This is a genomic window from Synechococcus sp. 'PEA 65AY6A-5F PE A' (assembly GCF_047462575.1).
Classification (GTDB): Bacteria; Cyanobacteriota; Cyanobacteriia; order Thermostichales; family Thermostichaceae; genus Thermostichus.
Window position 1 is genome coordinate 1 of the sequence record NZ_JAOALE010000007.1, and the last position, 24,854, is coordinate 24,854.

Genomic DNA, 24,854 nt, shown 5'->3' on the forward strand with positions numbered 1-24,854 from the left:
CCTTTCTCTCCTTCCTCTTGAATACCTGTACCCTATTTTAAATTAAAAGACTGTAAGTTGGAGAAAGGTACTCTATCCCGCTCCCGCAGCAAGATGCGATAAAGGGCTTCGCTCCAAGGGGAAACATCCACGGCTGCGCTGAAAACAAATCCCCGCAGGGGTGTAGGCTGGCCGGACTGACGCCCTTGGCCCAGGAGATTGGACTGAACCGATACCAATTTCCCCGGCGGTTGAATAATCGATCCGGAAAAGGGAATGGTGAACCGCAAGTTGCCCTCCAAGGCAGTGGTTGACAAGGCAGGCAACAAAATGTCCCCTCTTGAGCTTAGGTTGAACAACTCAACCTTATTGCCTCTTGAAAAGAGCGGCCCTCCCGAACAAAGGGCGGCTGTTGAGCCTGAAGGGCAAAGCTGAGCAAAGGGATCCACCACCAATCCCAAAATGGCAGAGGTAGAGCCAGAGCCGGGATCCCTTGGCGGCGACCCCACGGTCGAGGGGCTGCTGGAGGTACCACCACCACAACCTTTCAGGAAAACCGTTAGGGAACCTGTAAGCACTGCCGCCAGGACAAGCGCAGCCGGTTGCCAAAATCTTCTGGGTATACCGAGTCGTCGAAACATTTGCTTATCGCCTCGCTCTCGATTAGGGATGTTGTCAGCCTGCGGAATGACTCTAGCGGGATCCCACCGTGAGAACAGCGTCGCTGAATGGCGCCACAAAACGGCTGCCTTCTCTCTCAACTCTCAGCTCGCCACTGAGAAGATAAGAACCAGCAGATAGCGGAACATTGCTTTGCACCCTCACCTGCAGGCGGTGCTCCCCAATAGCAGCAGGGAATAAGTTGGCAAAGGGAGCTTCCAAAGCTTCGGCAAACCGCGCCGACACAAAAGTGCCTTCTGTGGCCGCCGCCAGCCGCTGGAGCTCCAAGAGGTTTAAGTCAACGCCCAGCCCGACCACATACACAGTTAGCTTCTGCCCCCGCTCTCGGGCCAGCGTTGTGAGCTCCCGAGTGGTCTGCTCAATGGAGCGGGTGCTCTCGTTATCGATGCCGTCGGTGAACACCACCAGGCGCCGGTTGAAGGGCTCATTGGGGCGAAAGTCGCTTAAGAAACGCGCGGCTTCCACCGTGGCATCATAAAGGGCGGTGTTCCCACCAGGATTTGCCCGCAGTACCCCCCGCCTCAGCAGTTGCTTGTCGCTGGTGAAGTCTTGCAGCAGTTGGGCCGTGCGCAAGGGCTGGCCGAGAGCGGTAGCGCCAAAACCAGCTCCTCGATTATCGAAGCGGAGCACCGCCCCCAGATCCAGGGGTGTGGCGCGAAATTGATCCAAAAGCCCAAAAACAGCCAAAAAGCGCCGGGACTGGGGATCCAAAACCAGCAGGCTGCCGGAGCCGTCCATGAGAATGGCCATCAGCAAAGGCTGACGGGCCAGCTCCGCTCGAGGATTCTCGATGCGAGTGGGGCTCAGGGTTACTGTGGCTGACTGCGGGATGCCCTGCAGATCGGTTACCCGGTTAACCTGTAGGCTGACCTGGGCAGGGGAAAGCTGGGTGACCGGCTGAGGCGGATCCCCGCTTTGCAAAAGGGCAATGTTGAACTCCATCTCCCCCTGGGTGCCGCTGAAATTGCGCGTCAGAGCCCCATTGAAAGTCAGGCGAGTTGGGGATCCCAAAGAAGCAGGGTCGATCCCCGTGCTACTGGAAGAGCCACAGCCGGCTATAGAGATCCCTAGCAGGATCAGGGCAATCACCCAGCTAGTTTCTCGGTTTTCTGGTCTGTTAAAAGGTCGAGAGAAAAGGCAAAATCGCGATGTAACGCTACCATAGGGAGAGCCGAAAGAGTATCGTAGAAAGAAACACTTGCAAGTAAAAAAAGATACTAAAAACTTGTCGATCCTCAGGCGATGGCTTTCAGAGGTGACAGTTTTTTTAAAATAAGCGTCCTTGTTTAACTTTGGCTTTAGAAGCATGGCCCGTGGGGTTGGGGAGCTTCAAGAGGCTTGCCGGCCAGCCTAGAAAAAGCTTGGCAGTCCAGTTTTGCCCCCATCTCCTCTCCCGAAGGCGGGCAGACGCCGCCTGAGGTGCATGGGAACCCGTCCACAGGTGTAAGCTCTAATAGGGATCCCTCTGGGTGAGGAGGACGGTCAAACATGGCGGCCAAGCAACTGAAGTTCTACTGGAGCCCTCAGTACCAGATCTTTAGCTGTGACGGGGCCAAGCTGGAGGGGCACGGCTCCATCCAAACCAATCCCTCGCATGACCTGGTTCACTTGTTCATTGCCGCCAACGGCAAGATGCCTTGGCAGCCGGTAGAAAGCCGCGAGCAAACCTGCTTTGCCGAGTACAACGCTGTGCTGCTGGAGCACCTTTTGGTCAACTGCTTCAACGCGGCAGCGCTGGGATCCATGGCCCCAGAGCAGATCGTTCCGGAGGCGCGAAAGTTTTTGCAGTGGTTTGTTTCCGAGCATTATGCGCCTTTTCCGGTTTCCGAAGAAGAAGCCTTTCGGCGCTTTGCCGAACACTTGGATATCGAGCGCATGGTGCGGCTATTCCCCTACTTCTACAGCCTGCGCGCCTGGGAGTGCTTCAGCCCCACTTACCGCAACGAGGTTTACGATTTGGAATTCACTTCCGAAGACGATCCGGTCAAAGAAGCCCCGGAATGGGCGGCGGATCCCAATATTTTGGAGACCCAAGAGCTGGTGCGGCAAAAGCTCGCCGAAGCTGTGGCGGAGGCAAGATCGATCCGGCCCCGGCCAGAGCCCGTGTTAGCTTCGCCGCTGTTTAACCCCTCAGCCAAGACCAAGCAGAAGAAAGCCGGGCTCGGCTTTAAGCCCATCCCCACCTGTTGAATAGTTGTGGAACCATCGAGCTCCCCTCATAGAGGGGTTGGGGGTGAGGGGAGAAAACCAAAGCTGACTAGTTTGTGCCGACCACCAAGCGGCAGAAGGCCTTCTTGCCCACCTGCAAAACCCGCCCGTCCAGCTCAGAGGCTTGGGCAAACTCCAGGTCGGGATCCTCCACCTTTTGCCCATCCAGCCGCACGGCGCCCCCTTGGATTTGCCGACGGGCCTCGGCAGCGCTCTTGCAGAGGCCGGATTCGCGCAGGATGTAGCTCAGTTTTACCGGGTAAGACAAGCACTGGATGGCAAAAGTGGGGATGGATCCCGTTTCAACGAGATTGCCTTGTAACACCAGCGCTTGGGCGGTGCGCTGCGCCTCTTCTGCGGCTTCAGAAGAGTGAAATTGGGCCACGAGGGTCTTGGCCAAGAGGATCTGGCGCTGGCGGGGATCCGCCGGCAGCTCCGAGGGGGGCACCGAGGTGAGCAGCTCAAAGTAGCGCTCCACCAGCTGATCCGGCACCTTCTCTAGCTTGGAGTACATGGTGAGGGGATCCTCGGTCAGGCCCACGTAGTTGTTTTTGGACTTGGACATTTTCTGGTAGCCATCTAAGCCCTCCAACAGGGGCACCGTCAGGCAAAATTGAGGGGTTTGGCCCTTCCACAGTTGCAGCTCCCGGCCAACCAGGAGGTTAAAGCGCTGGTCAGTCCCCCCTAGTTCCACGTCGGCTGCCAGGGCCACCGAATCATAGCCCTGCAGGAGGGGGTAGAGAAATTCGTGGAGATAAATTGGCGTCCCCGAGCGGTAGCGCTGGGCAAAGTCCTCTTTGGCCAACATCTGCCCCACCGTCATCTGAGCCTGCAGCTCGATTAGCTCGCTCAAGGTAAGGCGGGCCAGCCACTCGCTGTTGCGGCGCACCTCCAGCCGGCCAGGGGTGGCAAAGTCCAAAATCTTGGCAGCCTGCTCCAGATAGGTGCGGGCATTTTCCTCCACTTCTGCCGGCGTCAGACGGGGACGCGCCTCCGATTGGCCAGTGGGATCCCCGACCAGGGCTGTAAAATCCCCGATGAGGAGGATGGCCACATGGCCAGCATCCTGGAATTGGCGCAACTTGCGCAAGACCACTGCATGGCCCAGGTGCAGATCTGGCCGCGTGGGATCGATGCCCAGCTTCACCCGCAAGGGGCGATCGGTGGTGGCCAGGCGCTCCGCCAAGGCTGCCGCTCCCCCTGGGAAGACCTCGGCCACTCCCCGCTGCGTGATCTCGGCGATGCGGGGATCTCCCTGGGCTGACGAGACAGCAGTTGGAAATGTTCTCGAAGTTGGCTCCATCCACTTGGCTCGATGAGCACCATGGGCTATTTTAAGCCCATCAAAACCTTCGGGGTACTCTGGCGACGGGGGATAGAGACTGAGGAGGGCAGCTCCCCTTGGGTCTCACAACTAGCGGGGGAATTCCCAAGGCCATTGGGGAACTACTGGGCCCCCCTTTCATCCCCCCGTGTACGAGGGGACAGAGGGGGGTTCGGGAACGCTTGGGGAGATCTGGCGTAGTGACAAGTAGGTGAAGAAGTTAGTGGCCCGTCACTAATTACTAACCACTAGCCACTAGTTAGTAAGTGCTGTCGTGGAACCAAGAACAAGAATCCCCGCCCTTTAGGGATGGGGGGTATGTCGACGCAGGCTTCATAAAAGCTGCAGAGAAGCAGAAAGCTTTCTCCCCTGCAGACTCTGCCAGGATCAGCCGTAGTATCCCTGGTTGATCCGGTTTTCCAGTTGGTTGGCTCCCTCTTGGTACTCCCCAAACACGAAGTTCTCCGCGTTCGCCTTGATCAAGGCCTTCTGTTGCTCCGTCAATTCTGGGATCTGCAGCATGTCCTCCAGGCTGTTGTAGGGAGCATTTTTTACTAGGATGCGGGCCAGGGTGGGATAGAAGCCGGGCAACTGGCGGTAGTTGCGCAGGATGGTGTTGTTCACGTCGATGGGAGTGTCAAGATGTTTCACCGGCGGCAGCTCCGCCGCCACCGCCGGGATCCCCAAGGGGACCAAGCACAGACAGAGCAGCAACAGGATAGACACCAAGGCGGACAGGAGCCGACGCATAGCACCACCTCTCCAGACAGAGTTGAAAGCAGTCATGACAACGCTCAGGGGATAGGTCGCTAACATTCTCCGACCATTTAGTGTCTCATCCCCGCTCCCCCGAATCGAGACCCAGATTCAAATTTGGATCCCGACAGAAACAATTTTTAACAACTATGATCGGGGAATAGCCTTTTGGCGGCTGACCGACTTTCCATCGCTTTTGTTTTGCCCCATGTCCGACTCCACCATCCTCCATCCCCTCAGCCCCTCTGGACGGGAGACGCCTCAACCCCTCTCTGCCGTCGATGCCGAGCTGGAGCTGCTAGAGCAGCGAGAACTCTTCCTCTGGCGGCACATCGGGCCGGACGCCCAGCAAATCCGTCAGATGTTGCACGCCTTAGGGCTGAGCTCTCTACGGGAATTAGTGGATAAGGCGGTACCGGCGGCCATCCGCAGCAGCCGACCCCTGGGCCTGGGATCCCCCTGCAGCGAGCAACAAGTATTGGCGGAGCTGAGGGCGATGGCGGCCCAGAACCAGGTGTGGCGCTCCTTTTTGGGTATGGGCTATTCCAACTGCCTGACGCCGCCGGTGATTCAGCGCAACATTCTGGAGAACCCCGGCTGGTACACCCAGTACACCCCCTACCAGGCGGAGATCGCCCAGGGGCGGCTAGAGGCCCTGCTCAATTTCCAGACGATGGTGATCGATCTAACAGGCATGGAGATCGCCAATGCCTCCCTGCTGGACGAAGCCACTGCCGCCGCCGAAGCGATGAGCCTGGCCTACACCTTAGCGGGCAAGCAATCCCCAGTTTTTTGGGTGGATCGCGGCTGCCATCCCCAGACCATTGCCGTCGTGCAGACGCGGGCAGAGCCCTTGGGGATCCAGGTGCGTGTGGCCGATCCTTCGCAGTTGGAGCTGGAGAACGGCTTTGGATTGCTCTTGCAGTATCCCAACACCTATGGAGAGATCCGGGATTACCGCGAGCTGGTGGAGCGGGCCCACCAAAGGGGGATGGTGGTGGCCGTAGCTGCCGACTTGCTCAGCCTGACTCTCCTGCAGCCGCCGGGAGAATGGGGGGCGGACATCGTGGTGGGATCCACCCAGCGCTTTGGGGTGCCCCTGGGCTACGGCGGCCCCCATGCCGCCTACTTTGCCACTCGCGAGGCCCACAAACGGCTGCTGCCGGGGCGCCTGGTGGGGATCTCTCAGGATGCTCAGGGCAGGCCGGCCCTGCGCCTGGCTCTGCAAACCCGGGAGCAGCACATCCGCCGCGACAAGGCCACCAGCAACATCTGCACCGCCCAGGTGCTCTTGGCCGTGGTGGCCTCCATGTATGCCGTCTATCACGGCCCCCGAGGCCTGCGGCAAATCGCCGAACGCATCCACCGCCAGGCCCATCACCTAGCGGCCGCGATTCGCCAGCTGGGCTACAGGGTGGGGCCAGAGTATTTCTTCGACACGTTTTGGGTAAGGGCAGAGTCCCCCGCCCAGGTTGGGCAGATCCAAGAGCGGGCCGCCCAGCGGCGCATCAACCTGCGCCGGATCGACGAGATGACCCTGGGGATTAGCTTGGACGAGGCCACCACCGCTCAGGATCTGCGCGATCTCTGGCAGATCTTTGCCGGCTCTGAAGAGCCAGCCTGGGATGTCGAGGGCCTGGGTTTGGATGCCAACCAAAGCCTGCCCCCCCAGCTCTTGCGCACCACTCCCTACCTCACCCATCCGGTGTTCAACCGCCACCACTCGGAAACGGAGCTGCTGCGCTACATCCACCGCCTGCAGAGCCGGGATCTCTCCCTTGTCCACTCCATGATCCCCTTGGGCTCCTGCACCATGAAGCTGAACGCCACAGCCGAGATGCTGCCGATGACCTGGCCGGAGTTTGCCCAGCTCCATCCCTTTGTGCCCCTGGAGCAGGCGCGGGGCTATCAAACCCTCTTTGCCCAGTTGGAGCGAATGCTGGCGGAGATCACGGGCTTTGCCGGCGTCTCCCTGCAGCCCAACGCCGGCTCCCAGGGGGAATATGCCGGCCTGCTGGCCATTCGCCGCTATCACCAGGCCCGCGGGGAAAGCCAGCGCCAGGTGTGCCTGATCCCCACCTCTGCCCATGGCACCAACCCCGCCAGCGCTGTCATGGCTGGGATGCAGGTGGCGAGCGTGGCCTGCGACAGGGCCGGCAACATCGACCTCGAAGACCTGCGGGCCAAGGTGGAGCAGCACCGGGAACGCCTGGCTGCCCTGATGATTACCTACCCCTCCACCCATGGGGTGTTTGAGGAAGGGATCCGCCAGATTTGCCAGATGATCCACGAGGCCGGGGGGCAGGTGTACATGGATGGGGCCAACCTCAACGCCCAGGTGGGCCTCTGCCGCCCTGCGGAGCTGGGGGCCGATGTCTGCCACCTCAACCTGCACAAGACCTTCTGCATCCCCCACGGCGGCGGCGGGCCGGGGGTGGGGCCCATTGCCGTTGCCCGTCATCTGCTGCCGCATTTGCCCGGCCACCCCTTTTTGCCCGGCTGCAACGGCCCGGTCAGCGCCGCCCCCTGGGGCAGTGCCAGCATCCTGCCCATTGCCTGGGCCTACATCCGCCTCATGGGATCCGCCGGCCTTACCCTAGCTACCCAAGTGGCCCTCCTCAATGCCAATTACATCGCCAAGCGGCTGGATCCCTACTACCCGGTGCTCTACAAAGGGCCGGGGGGATGGGTGGCCCACGAGTGCATCCTGGACCTGCGCCCCCTCAAGAAAAGCGCCGGCATTGAGGTGGAGGATGTAGCCAAGCGGCTAATGGACTACGGCTTCCACGCCCCCACCATCTCCTGGCCGGTGCCGGGGACAATGATGGTGGAGCCCACCGAGAGCGAATCCCTAGAAGAGCTGGATCGCTTCTGTGAGGCAATGATCGCCATTCGCCAGGAGATTGCTGCCATCGAGCGGGGCGAGATGGATCCCGTGCGCAATCCCCTTAAACTTGCCCCCCACACCGCCGAGGTAGTGGCCGCCGACCACTGGGATCGCCCCTACCCTCGCTCCCTAGCCGCCTATCCCCTCCCGTGGGTCAAGGAGCGCAAGTTCTGGCCCAGCGTCAGCCGCATTGACAACGCCTACGGGGATCGTCACCTGGTGTGCAGTTGTCAGCCCTGGCTGGAAGGCTAACCCTCAGCTCAAGCCGCTTGTGGTTTCACTTGGACCAGCTCTGAGCAAGAGGAGAGGAGTTGCTCGGCCTCTTGCATAAGGCGCTCAGTCTCTGGCAGCGAGGCCAGCACCAGGGGCAGCACCTCCTCATCGGCCTTGACGGCATTCTCGGTTTCTTGCAGGAGATTGATCGAGTCCTCGGTAAGCAGGTCAGCCACCTGCGACAGTTGCGCCTTCAGCGAGGCGTTCTCTCGCTCCAATTGCGCCAGCCGCGCTTGCAGGCTATCCACTTGCCGATCTCGCTCTCCCAGGGCTGCTTCCAGCTCACGGTTGCGGGCCTCCAACGCTTGGCGGGCTGCCTCTGCTTGGTTCAGCCGTTCTGTCAAGCTGGCCAATTCCTCCTCCAAACTGGTGAGGCGACTCAACTGTTGCAAAAGTTGGGCATTCTCTGCTTCCAGTTTTTCAATCAACGCCTGAGCGCTCAACAGATCTGCTTTGGTGGACTCCAGCTCGTGACAGACTTGGTCATAGTTGGCAATCAGCTCGCCCAGCCGAGCTTCTCTCTCCCGAAGTTCTTCTCGCAGGGAACGGACCAAGCGATCCCTTTGTTCGACGCCCTGTTGTAACTGTTCGACGTCCTGCCGCAGGATAGGCAGTTCATCCAAAGCTTTCCGGGCCGTGACCAGAAGCCTCCTGAAGCTCTTCTGCAGGCGGCTGTGGGAGTGATCTAATTTGGCGAAGGCTTCGTTGAGCGAGAGATAAGCCTCGCACAGTTTCGTGTAGCGCTGGGCCAGAAAAGTAGGGTGATCCATAATGCAGAGTCCAGGTGGGGGTGCCATGTCCATTTTATGCCGCTCATTCTATCGACCCAAGCCGGAAAAGAGGTTATTCGCTACAACAACCGTGGGATTAATTTTACTTTAAGATTTTCCTCTCTCTGGGCAAACAGCTCACGTCCTGCCCCGACAAGATTCAAACTCTCTGGCAAAAACAAAGGGGCAAAAGCGGCCCTCAAGAGTGGCACATTTTTACCCCTATCGAGGAGATTATATTTAGCGTCTGGAGCAAAGGATTCAAAATTAAAACACTAGATATGGTTCAAACGCGCCTAGAGGGAGCATCTCCTGGCTCAGGCAGGCCGCGCATCCGGGATCCCTAGCTTCTCCAAATAGGCGGCTGCCCGCAGCAGTTTGGCTTCTTGATAGGGGGCGGCCACCAGTTGTACGCCAAAGGGCAGGGATCCGCTCTCGCGCAACGGCACTGAAAGCACCGGCAGGCCGATAAACGAGAGGGGCTGAGTGTAGAGGCCGAGGTTGGGCCGGGTGAGAACTTCTACCCCATCGATCACCATCTTCTCTTGGCCAAGTAAGGGGGCAGAGCAGGGGGTGGTGGGGGCAATGAACAGATCGATCTCCTGAAAAATGGTCTGCACCTGCTGGCGGTACCAGCGGCGAAAGCGCTGCGCCTGCAAGATCCAACTGGCGGGCAGCAAAGCTCCGGCCAAAAAGCGATCCCGGGTGGCCGGATCGAAGTCGTGGGGGCGAGTTCGCAGGTTGGGCAGGTGCAGGTTGGCTCCCTCGGCAGCCGTGATCAGGTAGGCGGCGGCGCGGGCGCGCTGGGCTTCCGGGATCCGCACAGTCTGGCGGGCCCCCAGGGCTTGGGCCACTTTTTCTACTCCGGCCAAGATGGGGAGCTCTGCCCCTCGGGCAAAGTAATCATCCGCCACCGCGATGCGCAAGCCTTCGATCCCCTGCCCCAACTGCCCAAAGGTGGGATCCACAGGACGCCGGGTACAGACGGGATCTTGGGGATCCGGCCCTTGCATAACATCGAAGCTGAGGGCAATATCGGCCACCGAACGGGCCAAGGGGCCCACGTGGTCGAAGCTGGGGGCAAACAGAGCCACCCCTGCCCGCGACAGACGGCCATAGGTGGGCTTGAGGCCGTAGACGCCACACAAAGAGGCCGGTACCCGAATCGAGCCGTTGGTGTCGCTGCCCAGGGCAAGGGGCACCAAACCTCCTGCCACCGCTGCTGCCGAGCCGCCAGAGGATCCCCCCGCACTGCGGTTGAGATCGTGGGGGTTGTGGGTGGGGCCGTAGTGGCTGTTTTCGGTGACGAAGCCATAGGCGTACTCGTCCATATTGAGGGTGCCCACCAAGATCGCCCCTGCCTGCTTGAGACGAGCCACCACCGTTGCATCTTGGATGGCCGGGGGATTCTCGCGGTTGATCGCCGAGCCAGCTAGGGTGGTGAGGCCGGCCACGTCAAACAAGTTCTTGACGGCAAAGGGCACCCCTGCCAGCGGGCCCACCGGGATCCCTTGAGCCACCTGTCGATCCACCTGCTCCGCCGCTTGTAAGGCCGATTCCTCCAAGACAGCTGTAAAGGCATTGAGCTGGGGATCCCGCCGGCGAATCCGCTCCAGACAGGCGGCCACCACCGCTTGGGCGCTCACGGATCCCTGGCGGACAGCCCTGGCAATAGAGACCGCGTCAGCGCTGCCGAGAAGGTAGGGATCCCCGGTCATGGCTGAGGGTCAAAGGTGGGATCTGGCTCAACTATCGGCGGCAACGGGAACTCCAGCACCTGTTGAGCAATGGGCAGAAAGCGGGCAAAATTTTCGATCACCCCTGCTCGGTGTTCAGGATGCAGGGGCAGTTGCAGCAGTTGGGCCATCTGGTCGACGTAGGTTTCCGGATCCCAGGGTTGCATGGTTCTAGGGTCAGCAGGCCGGTTGCGGCAAAGATACCACAAGCTCGCCTGCGAACACCACCAGGCAGCCTCCAACAACAAGACCGTCGTTGGCTAGGGAGCGGCCATCTGCACAGCGTTGCCCTGCAGCGACCAGAAGCGCTCGTTGGGCAAGACAGGGCGGGTTATCGCCTGCCGTTCCAGCTCATTCAAAGCAACGCGACGGCTATGTGCAGAGCGATTGGAAGCAGCGCTGGCCTGCAGGCGCTTGCGGAACAGGCGCAACTGCTGCTGCTCTGCAGCGGGGGAAACATGCTGGGCAAAGAGGGGATGCAAGAGCTTCTCTTCCTGCTCGAACTGGGCCCGCAACTGCCGATAGAAGTGAAGAGCAGAAGTGGGATCCAACTGCTGCGGGTCGCGCTCCGCCTGGTGCAAAAAGCGCGTCAGCTCCGGGATCTGATCCCGCAACTGCTGCTCCAGCCGGTCAATTTGGGCGCTGCGGTGGGGATCCGCCGCCAGAGCCGTCCTGAGCAGCGGGTAAAGGACATGGCGCTCCAGTTGAATGTGGCGGGAGAGGCGCTGCCGCAACCTTTGCACACAGAGACGCCGCTGCTCCAGATCTAACTCCGGAGCTCGAGAGAGGCGAGCCAAGAACTGCAGGGTAACACGGTGCTGTTCAGCACAAAGGACAACCAGTGTACCGGCAGAGGCCGAAGGAGACATAGCAGCTCACCGGAGAGAGGGCTTCACTTTAGCTTAACTTTGTCAAGACACGGCAGCTTGCGTAAGGGTACGGGACTGGTGCAGGTGTCTTGGATACACTCAGACAGCAATTCCGGCAAAAGCTGCCCAGATCTGCACTCCGGTCGCTAGGCTTGCACAGGCCAGCGGCGTTTCCAGGCGGAAGTGGGCTCAAGGGGTGAAGTTTGCTGTTCTCGCTGGCGTTGCAGCCGAATCTGGGCTCTATCCCCTTGCAAGGTAGGATCCCGGTAGGGCACCGCGGCGCGGGTTTTCAGGTGCTCCCACTCCATGGGCGAGAGGGGCGGCAGGTGATGCGGTTGGGGCGAGGCCACCGTGCCCGGCCAGGGGCGGCCCACCGGCGGCGTCGAGCCAATGAATAGCCCCGCCTCCAGCAAGGCCGCCCGCACCGCCGCCGCACAGGAATAGGTGGCCAGGATCCCGCTGGGGCGCATTCGCTCGGCCACTGCCCGCAAGAAGTCCACCGTCCACAGCTCCGGGCAAACCGAAGGGGAGAAGGGATCCAAAAACACCGCATCCGCCCATCCCGGCGGCACCTGGAGCAGGGTTTGCCGGGCATCTCCCCACAGCAGGGTTCCCCGCCAGCGCGGCGATTGCCAGGATCCCTGCTCGATCAAGTGTTGCCACTCCTGGCCAAAGCTCCAGGTGGATCCCACCCCCACCTGCCAGGCCTGGCGGGGCACCTCTGGGGATCGCTCCAGGCCAATGACTTCCACAGGGCAATCGGGCCGCACCTGCCAAATCGTCTCCAAGGCCAGGCCGGAGTTGTAGCCGAGGCCAAAGCAAATATCCAAGAGGCGAATGGGATCGTCCGGATCCCGCTCCAACGGCAGGCGATCCAGCCGGCAAGGGCGGACAAACTTCTCCAGCGCTTCCTGGGCAGCGCCGCTGGTGTTATGGAAAGCCTGCCCGAACTCTTGGGAGAAAAAGGTCAGGGATCCATCCCCTGTGGTCAACACCTGCCACTGGGTTTCTGCGGTCATGGGCTATTGCAAGTCTCTATTTCCAGCTTGGCGATTCTTTGATAGCTTGAGAACGTTAAGATGAGTTTCGCAGCTCACCGGCAGGGCTTACAGATTCAGCTCTGGCCATCCCTAGCTAGGGGGGTACCTCAGCGGCTATGTCTTTACTGGATTGGTTTGCCGAGCGGCGCAAGCAGACTTCCCTTAACTTGACCGGCAGCAGCCCCTTCGACAAAGAGCGGCAAGTGCGGGAGATCGCCGACGGCCTGTGGCAGAAGTGTCCGGCTTGCGACGCCCTCACCTACACCAAGGATCTGCAGCAGAACTGGCAGGTTTGCCCGAGCTGCGGCTATCACCATCGCATCACGGCCCCGCAGCGGCTGCAGCAGCTTTTGGATCCCGGCTCCTGGCAGCCCCTTGACGAGCACCTGGCCCCCACCGATCCGCTGCACTTTTTCGACCAAAAGCCCTACGCCGAGCGACTGGCCTCTTATCAGGAGCGCACCCAACTTAAAGATGCCGTCTTGACCGGGCTGGGCAGCTTGGAAGGGATCCCAGTGGCGATGGGCGTGATGGACTTCCGCTTTATGGGCGGCAGCATGGGCTCGGTGGTGGGCGAGAAGATCACCCGTCTTACCGAACGAGCTACCCGCGATCACCTGCCCCTAGTCATCTTCTCCGCCTCGGGGGGAGCCCGCATGCAGGAAGGGATCCTCAGCTTGATGCAAATGGCCAAAACGGCAGCCGCTCTGCAAAGGCACCGCGAGGCCGGGCAATTGTTCATCTCTGTGCTCACCCATCCCACCTATGGGGGGGTGACTGCCAGCTTTGCCATGTTGGGGGATTTGATCCTGGCCGAACCCGGCGCCCAGGTGGGGTTTGCCGGGCCCAATGTTATTGAGCAAACCATCGGCAAGGGCAAGCTGCCGGAGGGCTTCCAGACGGCCGAATATCTGCTGGCCCACGGGCTCATCGACGCAATTGTGCCGCGAACCGAGCTGCGCAGGCGCCTGGCCCAGTTGCTGGCCATGCACCGTCCTCGCCTGCGTATGTCCCTTCCCGCCCTCGAGCCGACTTATGCGCTCGATCCGGCCAGGATCTGAGATGGGGAGCCAAGGTTGGATCCCTCTGCCTGCAGGCGGAGCGGCTAGCTCCCCTCTCCCAAAGGGAGAGGGGTAGGGGGTGAGGGATTGCTCCCCGTCTGAAGAGGAAGTGAGGGTAGCTGCCTCAACGCTGGGCCCCGCAGACAATCTCAACCAGTTGGAAATTGCCATGGCAAAGAGGGATACCCTCTCTTTCTGCATAAGAGGGATTTCCTGCCGAGGGGGTAATAGCAGCAACCGATGGTGCTAAGGTGGGGCATGAGGTCTTGACTGGAAACGATGGATTTTAAGCTGCGCATCCGTACTGCCGAAACCCCCCAGGGGCAAAAGCTGGCAATCGTGCCCTTAGAGGGTCGCTTTGACGCCAAAGCCGCTTCTGAAGTCCGGCAGTTGCTGCAGCAGGTTTTGGATTTTGGCTACCACAACCTGTTGATCGACATGTCGGCGGTTACCTTTATGGATAGCTCCGGCCTGGGAGTGCTGATCTCGGCCTTGCGCAAGTGCCGGGCTGCCGGCGGCAACCTCAGCCTCTGTTGCGTTCCCGAAAGTGTCTCCCTTGTCCTCAGCCTCACCTCCATGGAAAAGGTCTTGACCTGTTTTGACGACCTAGAGACGGGCATCGCCAACTTCTCCACCGCTTCTTCCGCTCGCTAGGCCGACATTCCTTTTTGATTTGCTTCGATGCCCTTCCTGCGCTGCTGACCTGGTTCCCCGGATTCGTTGAGAATGCTCAGCCATGCCCCAAACCGGCCTCGATACCTTTCAGCTTCTTTACCAGCACCACCGTGGCCCCAGCTTTTGCGAGCGCATGCTGGCCACGGCTCCTGGGCGCTTCAACGAGGCCTTTTGGCGGTTTTGGCAGCAGCACGTTGAGCCTTGCTTGCCTGCTGCGCCCTGCCTGCTGGATCTGGGAACGGGGCCGGGGTATGTCCTCCGGCAGTGGGCCCAGCGCTACCCCGGCGGACAGTTGATCGGCGTAGATCTGATGCCCTACATGTTGGAGCGGGCTAAAGCCGACCTCAAAGACATCCCCGGCATCCAACTGCTGCAAGCGGACCTCCACGATCCCCATTTGCCCCTGCCCGATAGCAGCGTTGACGCGGCCCAGGCGGTGGTGGTGATCCACGAGATGGTGCAGCCGGTGCGCCTGTTGCAAGCGGTGCGGCGTCTACTCAAGCCAGGGGGACGATTTTTGCTAGTGGACTGGGTGCGCGCCCCCCTCAGCCTCTACTTCGATGCCGCCACCGAGGCCCAACTGTTTCAGCCGGACACCCCCCTAGATACCTTGGTGGATCAATTTACCCACTTCTACGAGCACAACCGCTTCAGCGCCGAGGACTTGGCCTGGCTGTTGGAGAAGGTTGGTTTAAGAGTCGTGGCCCAGGAGCTCTACGGGCAAAATCGCTTTGTGCGTCTTGTGGCCGAAAAGCCCTAGAGGACTTCAAGGATCCGCCGCTCGCCGGACTGCACCTGGGCAAACACCTGCACCTCGGTGCTCATTTTGCGCAGTTGGCGGGCCAACTTAATCGCCTTGTCGCGGGGGAGAGGGGGGCTCACCACCGCCGGCAGACAGCGCAACAGCGGCTTCAGGGCCGTCTTGGGCAGCCGCGCATAAAACGCCAAGGTGGAGAGGATCTCGTCTTCAAAGTAGGGGTTGCGACATTCCAAAAGGCGCACTTGATACAGCTCCGGCGGCAGAGGGCGTCCCTGGGCCAGGCGAATCAGGGATCCCACCGTCCCCATCACATACAGGCGATCCCCCCGCTTCAACACCGTCTCGCCCTCTTTCTGCCAGATCTTGGGGAAAACACAGGGCCGGCCCGGTCGGGAGTGATGCAGCAAAATTGCCAGGTCGTAATCCTGGGCCAGTTGCCGCAGGGACAGCCCCAGGTAAGGGCTGGAAGGCGAGACCTCCAGCAGCGTCACCAGCAGCGTTTCCCCCTCCCAAGTTAAGGTGCCGTAAACGGATCCCACCAGCGCTGCCGTGGCAAAAGCGCGCGCCCCCAGGGCGGTGGTGCTGTAGCTGGTTCCCAGCGTCTGCAGATGCCGCTGCATCCGCGCCGCCACCTGGGGATCGGTAACCCGCAAGATGGTGCGGATCCCCGGTTGCAGGCTGTGGGCGGTCAGGGCGGTCTCGAGGTTGGTGAGATCGTCAGGCGTCGTGCAGATCAGGCAGCGGCTGCTTTGGATGCGAGCCTGTTGCAGCGTGCTGGCCAGAGCGTAGTTGCCCCGAATCACCACCGCCCCCTCCCGTTCCGCCGCTTCCACCAGAGGGTTGTCGCTGTCGGGCTCCACCACCACCACCTCATAGCCCATCTGCCGCAACAACTGCAGCACCAAGTAGCTTAGCCGCCCCAAACCGGCAATCACCACATGATCCGCTTTGGGCATACGGGCGGCTCGGCCCAAGCCAAAGCGGCTGCTCACCAACTTGTCGGTCACCAACCCGTAGATCAACCCCACCAGGGCAGCTCCCACCAAGGTCATGACCACCGCCACCACCTTCACCCCCAGCGGCGTCTCCGCCTGCTGAAAAGCCTCGATGTCGCCATACCCCCCTGTCAACACCACGATGGTCAGCAGCAGCCCGTCAACCACAGATTTGCCGATAATTCTGAAATTAATGACCCCCAGCACCAACATCGCCCCCAAGGTGAAGGTGAGGGTATGCACGATGGGCTTGACCTGCAGCAGTCCCTGCAGGCTTCTGCGCAGCCAAGATAGGAGGCCCCGCCCGAACGACTTGCCTCGCCGTTGTTGTCGCCTGTCTTGCGCCTGTCCGCTGGCCCAGCGTTGGGCCCGCGAAGAGCCGCGCCGCCCGTTGCGCTCCAACAGTTGCAGATAGGATCTGGGGTCGCAGATCACCAAAATGCGATCCCCCTCCAGCAGCTCTGCCTCGTGGTCGAAATCGTCGAAAACCCGAGACTCGGAAAAGTCGGACAGCCCGTCCACCGGGTAGTGGAACAGCACCCGCGCCCCAAAGGTTTCCTCCAGTTCCGCGAGGGGCATGTGCAGCAGACGGGAGTTGTAGCCGATGGTCAGCTCCACCACGTTCCAGAGGGTGGTCTCTTGGGGGGCGCCCAAATAAAGCGGATCGGCCAGCTCCGGCGGCAGCGTGGCCGGCTGAGCCTCCAACTGGGGCAGCTCGAAGTAGCCGACAAATTCGTCCGAGACAGCCTTGAGGGCAAAGGCCGGAGCCGCTAAGCCGGCAACCGATAGGGAAAAATGCTGCGGCAAAATCGAGTCCAGGTAGCGGGCAAGGCCGGTGTTAAACAGACGAGAGACAATGCGCGCCTGCGGGTTGAGATCTCGAATCAAGAGGGCCAGCTCGAAGTTGGCCTGGTCGTTGTCCTCCAGCAGCAGCGCCACCTTGATCCGCTCGATCCCAGCCCGGCGCAGCACCTCCGGCTGATGGGGATCCCCCTCTACGTATTGCCACGGTTCCTTTAACAAAGAAGGCCGCGGGCCAGGAGCCACCACCACCGCGCGCTGTCCAAAGTCTTCCAGAATCTGCAGCGTCAACGCTGCCAAGTCGTTGTAGCCACAGACTAGGAGGAAAGCACCTGGATCCCGGCCATTGTCTTGCAGTTGCTCATCCGGCCCTTGAGAAGGGGAGCCCACCATACTCCACCATCCACCCTGCTCCCTTTATACCCAAGGCAGCTCTAAAACCCCGACCTACCCAAAATATTCCAGTAAGGGATCCCCTTGCCCGGCCAGCCGCATGAGGAGCGACCTTGGCTCTTGTTTCCAGCGAGAGTTGGCGGATCTGAGGCCAAACGGTTCAAAGATGAGAACAACTCCCAACAGCTTGACTCGGTACTTAGGATCCTCTATCATTGCCCCAGAGCAAAGTTCTTGAATAAAAATCTCAATAAGCTTGGCCTAGACAAAGATCAAAAGGCCGGCATTTGGGAAAACTCCCCTGCTTTCAGGGGAGGGACTTTCAAGTGCTTTCTCGGGTAAAGGCATTGCTGACTGGGTCAATGCAGCAGCCTTTCTTGAAATGTTTTTGAGTTTAGGAGTTGGGTATGCGCTTATCGCGACGGCAATTTGTCAGCTGGGCCGCTCTGGGCTCTGTAGCCTTGGCGGCAGGCTCGTTGGGGCGTCCGGCCCGCGGCGCCAACCGGGAGGTGAACCTCTACACCTCTCGGCACTACGGCACAGACGAAAAATTGTACGACCTCTTCAAGCAGAAAACGGGCATTACCGTGAATTGGGTGCAGGGCAACGCCGACGAGATCGTCCAGCGCATCCGCAGCGAGGGCTCCAACAGCCCCGCCGACATCTTCATGACGGTGGATGTTGCCCGGTTGTGGCGCGCTCAGAACGAGGGCTTGTTTCAACCCATCCAGTCGGAGACGCTCTCCAAAAATATTCCCGAGTCTCTGCGGGATCCAGAGGGGTACTGGTTTGGCCTCACCAAGCGGGCGCGGGTGATCATGTACAACAAAGACAAGGTGGATCCCAAGGAGCTCTCCACCTACGAAGATCTGGCCAACCCCAAGTGGCGGGGCAAGGTGCTCACCCGCTCCTCCAGCAACGTTTACAGCCAATCCTTGACGGCTTCGATCATCTTGGCCCACGGGATCCCGGAAACCGAAAAGTGGGCCCGCGGCCTAGTGGCCAACTTTGCCCGCCCGCCGGAAGGGGGAGACATCGATCAAATCAAAGCCGTAGCTGCTGGCGTGGGGGATGTAGCCTTAGCCAACACCTACTACCTGGCGCGCTTGATCAAATCCGACAATCCTGAAGATCGGGCCGTAGCGGAAAAGGTGGGCGTCTTCTTCCCCAACCAAGAAGATCGCGGCACGCACGTCAACATCAGCGGCGCCGGAATTTTGAAAACTGCTCCCAACAAAGAGGCGGCCATCCAGTTTCTGGAGTTCCTCTCCGGCCCAGAAGCGCAGGCTATCTTTGCCCAAAGCAACAACGAGTACCCGGTGCTGCCGGGGGCTGAGATCGACTCGGTGGTGGCCAGCTTTGGCACCTTTAAGGAAGATACGATCAACGCCGCCAGCATTGGCCGCGTCACCCCTGATGCCCTAAAGGTAATGGATCGGGCCGGTTGGAAGTAGATCAGGCCTCCAGGACAGGCCCTGAGTGCAGCCTTTCATTGCTTGACGCCGTGAACGTTAAGCAGCTTGACGGTTCTTGGCCAAGCGTCGATACTCTAGGACGGCGTTGCTTCCGTTCGAGGCCGCTCAGGCGTCCTGTCTTTCTTTATCAAAAGCTTCTGGAGGTTTGCCAAATGAAACAACTGCGAAAAGCAGGCTTGTTCTTGCTCCTGCTTTCTTTAACTTCTTTCTACACCAATAGCCCGGCAAAGGCAATTGAAAACCTTCCCGAAAAGGCTCCTGTTCCAAAGCGGGATCTGCTTTTGACCACAGAAAACAAAGAAGAAGTATTTGACATTATGTCGATCCCCAATTATCCCCACGACAAGCCCGAGGGGTTGGCCATTCTCAACTCAACTACCCTAGCGATAGTTAACGACGACGACTTTGGCATCGTCTCGGAAAAGGGCGCGGTTTAAGAAAAAACTATGCTTGTAACAAGCAAGACGAGAACATCGTTTATTTCGTTAAGCTGCCCAAGAGCTTGTTTTGAGAGAAAACTTGGTTGGGGATCCCTGGAGGATCCCCTTTTCTTCCCCAGGAGTTGCTCAAGAGGTAGCTCCCGCCTGTTGAGATGGACAAAGAGATGAGGTTGAAGTTGTTGAGCAAATCTCTGCCAGGAAGTGGCTTCTTTCCTCTGAACGGCTGGGCGCTTCTGACTCTGACCCTCAGCGGTCTCATTCTCGTTCCTGTCCTTACGGTGTTGCTCAGCCTTTTTGCGGACGAGCGGCAGGTTTGGCAGCACCTGGCCGACACGGTCTTGGGGCTATATGTGCGCAATACCCTGGTGATGATGGTGGGTGTGGCAGTAGGCGTTATCCTGGTCGGCAGCGGCACCGCCTGGCTGGTGACGATGTGCGAGTTTTGGGGGCGGGCCTGGCTGGAGTGGATGCTGGTGTTGCCCCTGGCAGCTCCTACTTATGTGTTGGCCTACGCCTACACGGACTTTTTGCAAGTGACCGGCGGCTTCCAGATCTGGCTGCGGCGGGTCACCGGCTGGGGCATCGGCGACTACTGGTTCCCTAACATTCGCTCCTTGTGGGGGGCGATCCTGCTGCTCGTCCTCACTCTTTACCCCTATGTGTATCTCTCGGCGCGGCTGGCCTTCCAGGAACAGTCGGTGGCCTGTTTGGAGGTGAGCCGCTCCTTGGGCTATGGGCCGTGGGCCAGCTTTTTCCGAGTGGCCTTGCCGCTGGCGCGGCCGGGGATCGTGGCCGGCTGTCTGCTGGCTTTGATGGAGACCTTGAACGACTTTGGGACGGTCAGCTACTTTGGGGTCGATACCTTTACCACCGGCATCTACCGCACCTGGACGGCCTTGGGCAATCCGGTGGCTGCCGCCCAGCTCTCGGCGCTGCTGCTGCTGTTGGTGCTGCTGCTGATGGCCCTGGAGCAATTTTCCCGCCGGCGGGCGCGCTACTATCGCCAAGGGTTCAAGCCGTCCCTCACCCGCTACCGTCTGCAGGGGATGCGGGCGGTGGGGGCGTGGCTGGCCTGTGGGATCCCGATTGGGCTGGGCTTTGTCGTGCCGGCCCTGATCTTGCTCAACATGACTCTGCGCCAGGGAGAGTTGGGCCGCCGCTTTTGGAGCTACGCCCAGAACAGTTTTCTCCTCTCGACGATCACGGCGGTGATTGCCGTCTTGGTGGCGGTGGTGGTGCTGTACGGTTTGCGGCTGCAAGGGTTCGAGCAGGCGAGATCTGTCCGGGGCCTGCGGCTGGCGGTGCGGCTGTCTTCTCTGGGCTACGCGCTGCCCGGGGTGGTGATCGCGGTGGGGGTTCTGATTCCCCTAGGGCGGCTGGATCAACTGCTGAGCGACTTGCGGCAGGTGGTACTGCAACAGCCGCCCGGCTTGGTGATCAGCGGCACCATTGTGGCGTTGGTGTTTGGCTACCTGGTGCGCTTTTTGGCCGTTGCCCTGGCCACGGTCGAGGCGACGCTAGCGCGCATTCCTCCCAGCCTGGATGAAGCAGCCCGCAGCTTGGGGCAGGGATCCCTGGGCACCTTGCTACGGGTGCACCTGCCCCTGATGGGAGTCGGGATCCTGGCGGCGATGCTGCTGGTGTTTGTGGATGTAATGAAGGAGCTGCCGGCAACGATGGTGCTACGCCCCTTCAACTTCGATACCTTGGCCGTCCACACCTACCGCATGGCTGCCGACGAACGGCTGGCCGAGGCCGGCGCTCCTGCCTTGGCGATTGTCCTGGTGGGGATTTTGCCGGTGATCCTGCTCAACGCCCAGATAGCCCAGCGACGCAATCTAGGCTCCTCAAATGAAATGAAACGTCTCCCTACTCCCCTCTCCTAGAGGGAGAGGGGTTGGGGGTGAGGGTCGCGGCGCGAGGCGCTTGGCTTTTCTGGGCTAGAGAAGGCTGCCCTCTATGCGTCAGCTTGAGTGCAGGAGTGGGTCACTGGAGGGAAGTTTACAGGGCCTCAGCCCCGGCAACTACCTCCAGGATCTCCTGAGTGATGGCCGCCTGCCGAGCTTTGTTGTAGGCAAGGCCCAGTGTGCGGATAAGCTCGGTGGCGTTGTCGCTGGCGTTGCTCATGGCCGTCATGCGGGCCGCCAACTCGCTGGCCGCTGCTTCCTGCAAAGCCCGCAACAACTGGTTATTCAAGTACAGCGGCAGCAGCGCGTCCAAAATCTGCACCGGATCCTGCTCGAAGATCATGTCCGGCGGCGGAGCGGAAACAGCAGCCACGATCTTGCTGCGCTCGACGGTGAACTCTCCCCCGCGCACCAGAAGGTTAAAAATCTCGTCGTCGCGGGCAGCCAGGCGCGTGGGATCCAGAGGAAGCAGCGACTGCACCACTGGCCGCGAGCTAATCAGCGAGACAAAGCGAGTGTAGATGAGCTCCACCTTATCCACCTTCTCGGAGAGGAAAGCGGAGAGCAGCTCATCCCCAATTTGAGCAGCTTCAGCGGCAGTGGGGATCTGGGACAGATTCACGTAGGTCTTGGCGATGGGGGCAGAGCGGCGCTGAAAATACTGCACCGCCTTGCGGCCCACCAGGTAAAGCCGCACCTGCTGCCCCGTCTCCTGCAGCTCGCGCACCCGCTCCTCGGTGCGCTTGATAACGTTGGCATTGTAAGCGCCGCACAGGCCCCGATCCCCGGCCACCACCAATAGGCCCACGGTCTCAATGGGCCGCTGCTTCAGCAGGGGCAGGTCGACATCCTCCAGCCGCAACCGCGTCTGCAGGCGGTAGAAAACCTGGGCCAGGCGATCGGCAAAGGGACGGGTGGCCATCACCTGCTCCTGAGCCCGTCGCACCCGCGCCGCGGCCACCAGGCGCATGGCCTCTGTAATCTTGCGGGTGTTCTTCACCGCCTTGATGCGGTCGCGAATCCGCTTTAGGTTTGCCATAACCGATCCTCTCTGCTGTGGTCACTGGATGGGGATCCCCGGCAACTAGGCCGCCTTGGCCAGGAAGCTTTGCTTGAACTCCGCGATGGCGGTTTTCAAGATCTCTTCCGCCTCGTCGGTAAGCTGCTTGGTGGAGAGGACGATCTCGCCATACTTGGGATGGGCGGTGCCCAAGTAGGACAGCAGGCCCTGCTTAAAGCTGGAGACTTTCTCCACCGGAATGTCGTCCAAATACCCCCGCGTCCCGGCGTAGATGATGGCCACCTGCTGATCCAAAGACAGGGGCGAGTACTGCGGCTGCTTGAGGATCTCCTGCAGCCGTTGGCCGCGGGCCAGTTGCTTCTGGGTAGCTTCGTCCAGGTCGGAGGCAAATTGGGCAAAGGCTTCCAGGTCGCGATATTGCGCCAGTTCCACCTTGATCGAGCCGGCCACTTTCTTCATCGCCTTGGTCTGGGCTGCCGAGCCGACGCGGCTGACAGAGATGCCGACGTTGATGGCCGGGCGAATGCCGGCGTTGAACAGATCCGACTCCAGGAAGATCTGCCCATCGGTAATGGAGATAACGTTGGTGGGAATATAGGCCGACACGTCGTTGGCCTGGGTTTCCACAATCGGCAGCGCCGTCATGGATCCCTCGCCCAGCCGGCTGTTCAGCTTGGCGGCCCGCTCCAGCAGGCGCGAGTGCAGATAGAACACATCTCCTGGGTAGGCTTCCCGTCCAGGTGGGCGCCGCAACAGCAGCGACATCTGCCGGTAGGCCACCGCCTGCTTGGACAGATCGTCGTAGACCACCAGGGTATGCTTGCCCTGGTACATGAAGTACTCGGCGATGGTGGCGCCGCAATAGGGGGCCAGCCACTGCAGCGGGGCCGGGCTGTCGGCGCCGGCAGCCACCACAATGCTGTAGTCCATCGCCCCTCGCTCGCTCAGGATGTTCACCACCTGGGCGATATTGCTCTGCTTCTGGCCGATGGCCACATAGATGCAAATGACATCCTGTCCTTTTTGGTTGAGGATGGTGTCGACAGCAAGGGTGGTCTTGCCGGTTTGGCGGTCGCCGATGATCAGCTCCCGCTGGCCCCGCCCGATGGGGATCAGGGCATCGATGGCGGTGATGCCAGTCTGCAGGGGCTCGTAGACGGAGCGGCGATCGACGATGCCAGGGGCCGGCGACTCAATGAGGCGCGTCTCGGTGCAGTGAATCGGCCCTTTGCCATCGATGGGATTGCAGAGGGGATCCACCACGCGGCCCAGCAGGGCTTCTCCCACCGGGATGCTGGCAATTCTGCCCGTGGCTTTGACGATAGATCCTTCTTGGATGTTGCGCCCGGAGCCGATCAGCACCGCGCCGACGTTGTCTTCCTCCAGGTTGAGGGCAATGCCCACCGTGCCATCCTCGAACTCCAGTAGCTCGCTGGCCATCACCTTCTCCAAGCCGTAGATGCGGGCAATGCCGTCCCCCACCTGCAGGACGGTGCCGACATTGGAGATCTGCATCTCCTGGTTGTACTGTTCGATCTGTTGCTTGATGATGGTGCTGATCTCGTCTGGGCGAATTGTAGGCATGGCAGTCCTCTCGAGGGAATGGGAAGGGATCCAAAATTAAGGAAAAACGCTCGGCCAATCTAGGCTAACTGCAGCGCCAGCCGGCGCAACTGGCCGCGCAGGCTAAGGTCGATCACCTGGGATCCAATCTTAATGATCACTCCACCCAGCAACGTGGGATCTTGGCTGGTCTGGAGCTCCACGCCGCTGGCTTGTGTGAAGTCCCTCACCCGCTCGCGGATCGACTGCTGTTGCGCCTCGGTCAAAGGTACCGCTGTGGTCACCTCGGCCAGGACGATATTTTTGAGCTTCCGCTGCAGCTCCAAGAACCGCTGGCAGACGGCCCCGAGGAACATAATACGGCGACGGTCGCTCAACAGCTTGAGCGCGTTCAGCAGCAGCGGGTGGATCTGGTCGGCAAACACCTGCTGCAACAGGTTTTTCTTGGCTTCCGCCTTGACCAGGGGACTGGCGAGGAATTGGCCCAGCTCCGGCGTGGCCTGCACAACCGCGGCAATGAAACGGATGTCGGCCTCAAAGGTATCCAATAATCCCTGCGCAGAGGCCAGCGAAACAAGGGCTTCGGCGTAGGGATCCACCACTCTGGCGGCCATGGTGCTGCTGATCATAACTTCCCCTTTCCTCCTAGCGGGCAATCATCTGGATCCCCCGTTCAATCAGGCGCTGGTGCACCTGCTCGTTGAGGTGTTGCGGCAGCTCCTGCTCCACCTTGCTCAGGGCTTGGCGCACGATCTGGCGGCGCAGCTCCTGGAGAATTTGCTCTTGTTCGGCAGAGAGATCCCTTTCGGCGTTGGCGCGCAGCCGCTCGATCTCCCGCTCCGCCTGCTGCAACAGCTCCTGCCGGCGGGCTTCCGCATTGGCCTCCGCCTGTTTGCGAATGCGCTCCGCCTCCTGCTGAGCCTGCGCCAGCTTTTGCTGCTCCTCCGCCAGCCTCTCGATCGCCTCCTGCTTGCGCTGCTCCGCCTGGCGCAGCTCCTCGAGGATGCCTTCTCGCCGTTTGGCCAGAGCTTCCCCCACCACCCGGCGGCCCAAAATGTACAGCAGGCTGAGGATGATGGCGATGTTGATTAAGTTGCTTTCCAGAATCGCATCCAGGATCCCCTTTTCTGCAGAACCCTCAGTGGCTTCCGTCACCGGCTCGGCAACGGCCAAAAGCCAAGCGGGCACAAGGCTCCACACCAGCATCACGCGCTACTCCAAAGGAATGTTCAACTGGCCA

The 24,854-nt window shown here is 60.5% G+C and carries 22 protein-coding genes; 8 read left to right on the forward strand and 14 right to left on the reverse strand.

The window, feature by feature from the left end; genetic code table 11:
• Positions 1–32 precede the first annotated feature (32 nt).
• On the reverse strand, positions 33–296 hold the full coding sequence (locus tag GG26_RS03715) for a hypothetical protein (RefSeq protein ID WP_414388940.1): 264 nt from the start codon (positions 294–296) through the stop codon (positions 33–35).
• Positions 297–672: 376 nt separating this feature from the next.
• Complete coding sequence (locus GG26_RS03720) at positions 673–1,749, reverse strand: vWA domain-containing protein (protein WP_414388942.1); 1,077 nt, start codon at positions 1,747–1,749, stop codon at positions 673–675.
• A gap of 399 nt (positions 1,750–2,148) precedes the next feature.
• On the opposite strand from GG26_RS03720, the gene GG26_RS03725 reads away from it, so the two are divergent.
• Positions 2,149–2,850, forward strand: a complete 702-nt coding sequence (locus GG26_RS03725; protein WP_011430909.1) for a hypothetical protein — start codon at positions 2,149–2,151, stop codon at positions 2,848–2,850.
• Positions 2,851–2,917: 67 nt separating this feature from the next.
• On the opposite strand, the gene tyrS is transcribed toward GG26_RS03725, so the two are convergent.
• Positions 2,918–4,171 carry a tyrosine--tRNA ligase gene (gene tyrS / locus GG26_RS03730; protein WP_099812990.1) on the reverse strand — a complete coding sequence of 418 codons (1,254 nt, stop codon included), beginning with the start codon at positions 4,169–4,171 and terminating at the stop codon, positions 2,918–2,920.
• Positions 4,172–4,579: 408 nt separating this feature from the next.
• Positions 4,580–4,942 carry a photosystem II complex extrinsic protein PsbU gene (psbU, locus tag GG26_RS03735; protein ID WP_041438474.1) on the reverse strand — a complete coding sequence of 121 codons (363 nt, stop codon included), beginning with the start codon at positions 4,940–4,942 and terminating at the stop codon, positions 4,580–4,582.
• A 214-nt stretch (positions 4,943–5,156) separates the two neighbouring features.
• Here psbU and gcvP point away from each other — a divergent pair, with 214 nt between their 5' ends.
• On the forward strand, positions 5,157–8,087 hold the full coding sequence (gcvP, locus tag GG26_RS03740) for an aminomethyl-transferring glycine dehydrogenase (protein WP_414388945.1): 2,931 nt from the start codon (positions 5,157–5,159) through the stop codon (positions 8,085–8,087).
• 8 nt (positions 8,088–8,095) lie between these two features.
• Here the strand turns inward: gcvP and GG26_RS03745 are convergent, their stop codons facing one another.
• From GG26_RS03745 to GG26_RS03765, 5 genes are all read right to left on the reverse strand, one after another.
• Positions 8,096–8,878, reverse strand: coding sequence for a hypothetical protein (locus tag GG26_RS03745; RefSeq protein ID WP_099834815.1), 783 nt, complete (start codon positions 8,876–8,878; stop codon positions 8,096–8,098).
• Positions 8,879–9,195: 317 nt separating this feature from the next.
• Positions 9,196–10,596 (reverse strand): Asp-tRNA(Asn)/Glu-tRNA(Gln) amidotransferase GatCAB subunit A, encoded by a 1,401-nt coding sequence (locus tag GG26_RS03750; RefSeq protein ID WP_011430914.1) that lies wholly within the window; start codon positions 10,594–10,596, stop codon positions 9,196–9,198.
• Entirely contained in the window at positions 10,593–10,781 is a 189-nt protein-coding gene (locus GG26_RS03755; protein WP_011430915.1) for a DUF4089 domain-containing protein, read from the reverse strand. The genes GG26_RS03750 and GG26_RS03755 overlap by 4 nt, the downstream gene beginning before the upstream one ends.
• A 93-nt stretch (positions 10,782–10,874) precedes the next feature.
• Positions 10,875–11,483 (reverse strand): hemerythrin domain-containing protein, encoded by a 609-nt coding sequence (locus GG26_RS03760; RefSeq protein WP_011430916.1) that lies wholly within the window; start codon positions 11,481–11,483, stop codon positions 10,875–10,877.
• A gap of 146 nt (positions 11,484–11,629) precedes the next feature.
• Positions 11,630–12,502, reverse strand: a complete 873-nt coding sequence (locus GG26_RS03765; protein WP_414388948.1) for a tRNA (5-methylaminomethyl-2-thiouridine)(34)-methyltransferase MnmD — start codon at positions 12,500–12,502, stop codon at positions 11,630–11,632.
• A gap of 137 nt (positions 12,503–12,639) precedes the next feature.
• Between GG26_RS03765 and accD the strand changes: the two genes are divergently transcribed.
• The 3 genes from accD to GG26_RS03780 all read left to right on the forward strand — a co-directional run bounded on the left by accD (position 12,640) and on the right by GG26_RS03780 (position 15,019).
• Positions 12,640–13,584, forward strand: coding sequence for an acetyl-CoA carboxylase, carboxyltransferase subunit beta (gene accD / locus GG26_RS03770; RefSeq protein ID WP_011430918.1), 945 nt, complete (start codon positions 12,640–12,642; stop codon positions 13,582–13,584).
• 279 nt (positions 13,585–13,863) lie between these two features.
• Positions 13,864–14,238 (forward strand): STAS domain-containing protein, encoded by a 375-nt coding sequence (locus GG26_RS03775; RefSeq protein ID WP_011430919.1) that lies wholly within the window; start codon positions 13,864–13,866, stop codon positions 14,236–14,238.
• An 82-nt stretch (positions 14,239–14,320) separates the two neighbouring features.
• Entirely contained in the window at positions 14,321–15,019 is a 699-nt protein-coding gene (locus GG26_RS03780; RefSeq protein ID WP_099812983.1) for a class I SAM-dependent methyltransferase, read from the forward strand.
• Here GG26_RS03780 and GG26_RS03785 read toward each other — a convergent pair.
• The gene (locus GG26_RS03785; RefSeq protein ID WP_011430921.1) at positions 15,016–17,208 is read right to left on the reverse strand and encodes an NAD-binding protein; all 2,193 of its coding nucleotides are present in this window, start codon (positions 17,206–17,208) and stop codon (positions 15,016–15,018) included. The two genes, GG26_RS03780 and GG26_RS03785, sit on opposite strands and share 4 nt — an antisense overlap.
• A gap of 401 nt (positions 17,209–17,609) precedes the next feature.
• Between GG26_RS03785 and GG26_RS03790 the strand changes: the two genes are divergently transcribed.
• The 3 genes from GG26_RS03790 to GG26_RS03800 all read left to right on the forward strand — a co-directional run bounded on the left by GG26_RS03790 (position 17,610) and on the right by GG26_RS03800 (position 21,009).
• Positions 17,610–18,662, forward strand: coding sequence for a Fe(3+) ABC transporter substrate-binding protein (locus GG26_RS03790; protein ID WP_369781426.1), 1,053 nt, complete (start codon positions 17,610–17,612; stop codon positions 18,660–18,662).
• Positions 18,663–18,835: 173 nt separating this feature from the next.
• Positions 18,836–19,120, forward strand: a complete 285-nt coding sequence (locus GG26_RS03795) for a hypothetical protein (protein ID WP_414388952.1) — start codon at positions 18,836–18,838, stop codon at positions 19,118–19,120.
• Positions 19,121–19,287: 167 nt separating this feature from the next.
• Positions 19,288–21,009 (forward strand): ABC transporter permease, encoded by a 1,722-nt coding sequence (locus GG26_RS03800; RefSeq protein ID WP_414388954.1) that lies wholly within the window; start codon positions 19,288–19,290, stop codon positions 21,007–21,009.
• A 115-nt stretch (positions 21,010–21,124) separates the two neighbouring features.
• Here GG26_RS03800 and GG26_RS03805 read toward each other — a convergent pair whose 3' ends face one another.
• The 4 genes from GG26_RS03805 to GG26_RS03820 are packed head-to-tail and all read right to left on the reverse strand — an operon-like array spanning position 21,125 to position 24,820.
• Positions 21,125–22,069: a F0F1 ATP synthase subunit gamma gene (locus GG26_RS03805; RefSeq protein WP_011430926.1), complete on the reverse strand. Its 945-nt coding sequence runs from the start codon at positions 22,067–22,069 to the stop codon at positions 21,125–21,127.
• A gap of 45 nt (positions 22,070–22,114) precedes the next feature.
• Entirely contained in the window at positions 22,115–23,635 is a 1,521-nt protein-coding gene (gene atpA / locus GG26_RS03810) for a F0F1 ATP synthase subunit alpha (RefSeq protein ID WP_011430927.1), read from the reverse strand.
• A gap of 59 nt (positions 23,636–23,694) precedes the next feature.
• Positions 23,695–24,243 carry an ATP synthase F1 subunit delta gene (atpH, locus tag GG26_RS03815; protein ID WP_011430928.1) on the reverse strand — a complete coding sequence of 183 codons (549 nt, stop codon included), beginning with the start codon at positions 24,241–24,243 and terminating at the stop codon, positions 23,695–23,697.
• 16 nt (positions 24,244–24,259) lie between these two features.
• Positions 24,260–24,820 (reverse strand): F0F1 ATP synthase subunit B, encoded by a 561-nt coding sequence (locus GG26_RS03820; protein WP_049749774.1) that lies wholly within the window; start codon positions 24,818–24,820, stop codon positions 24,260–24,262.
• Between the last annotated feature and the right edge of the window lie 34 nt (positions 24,821–24,854).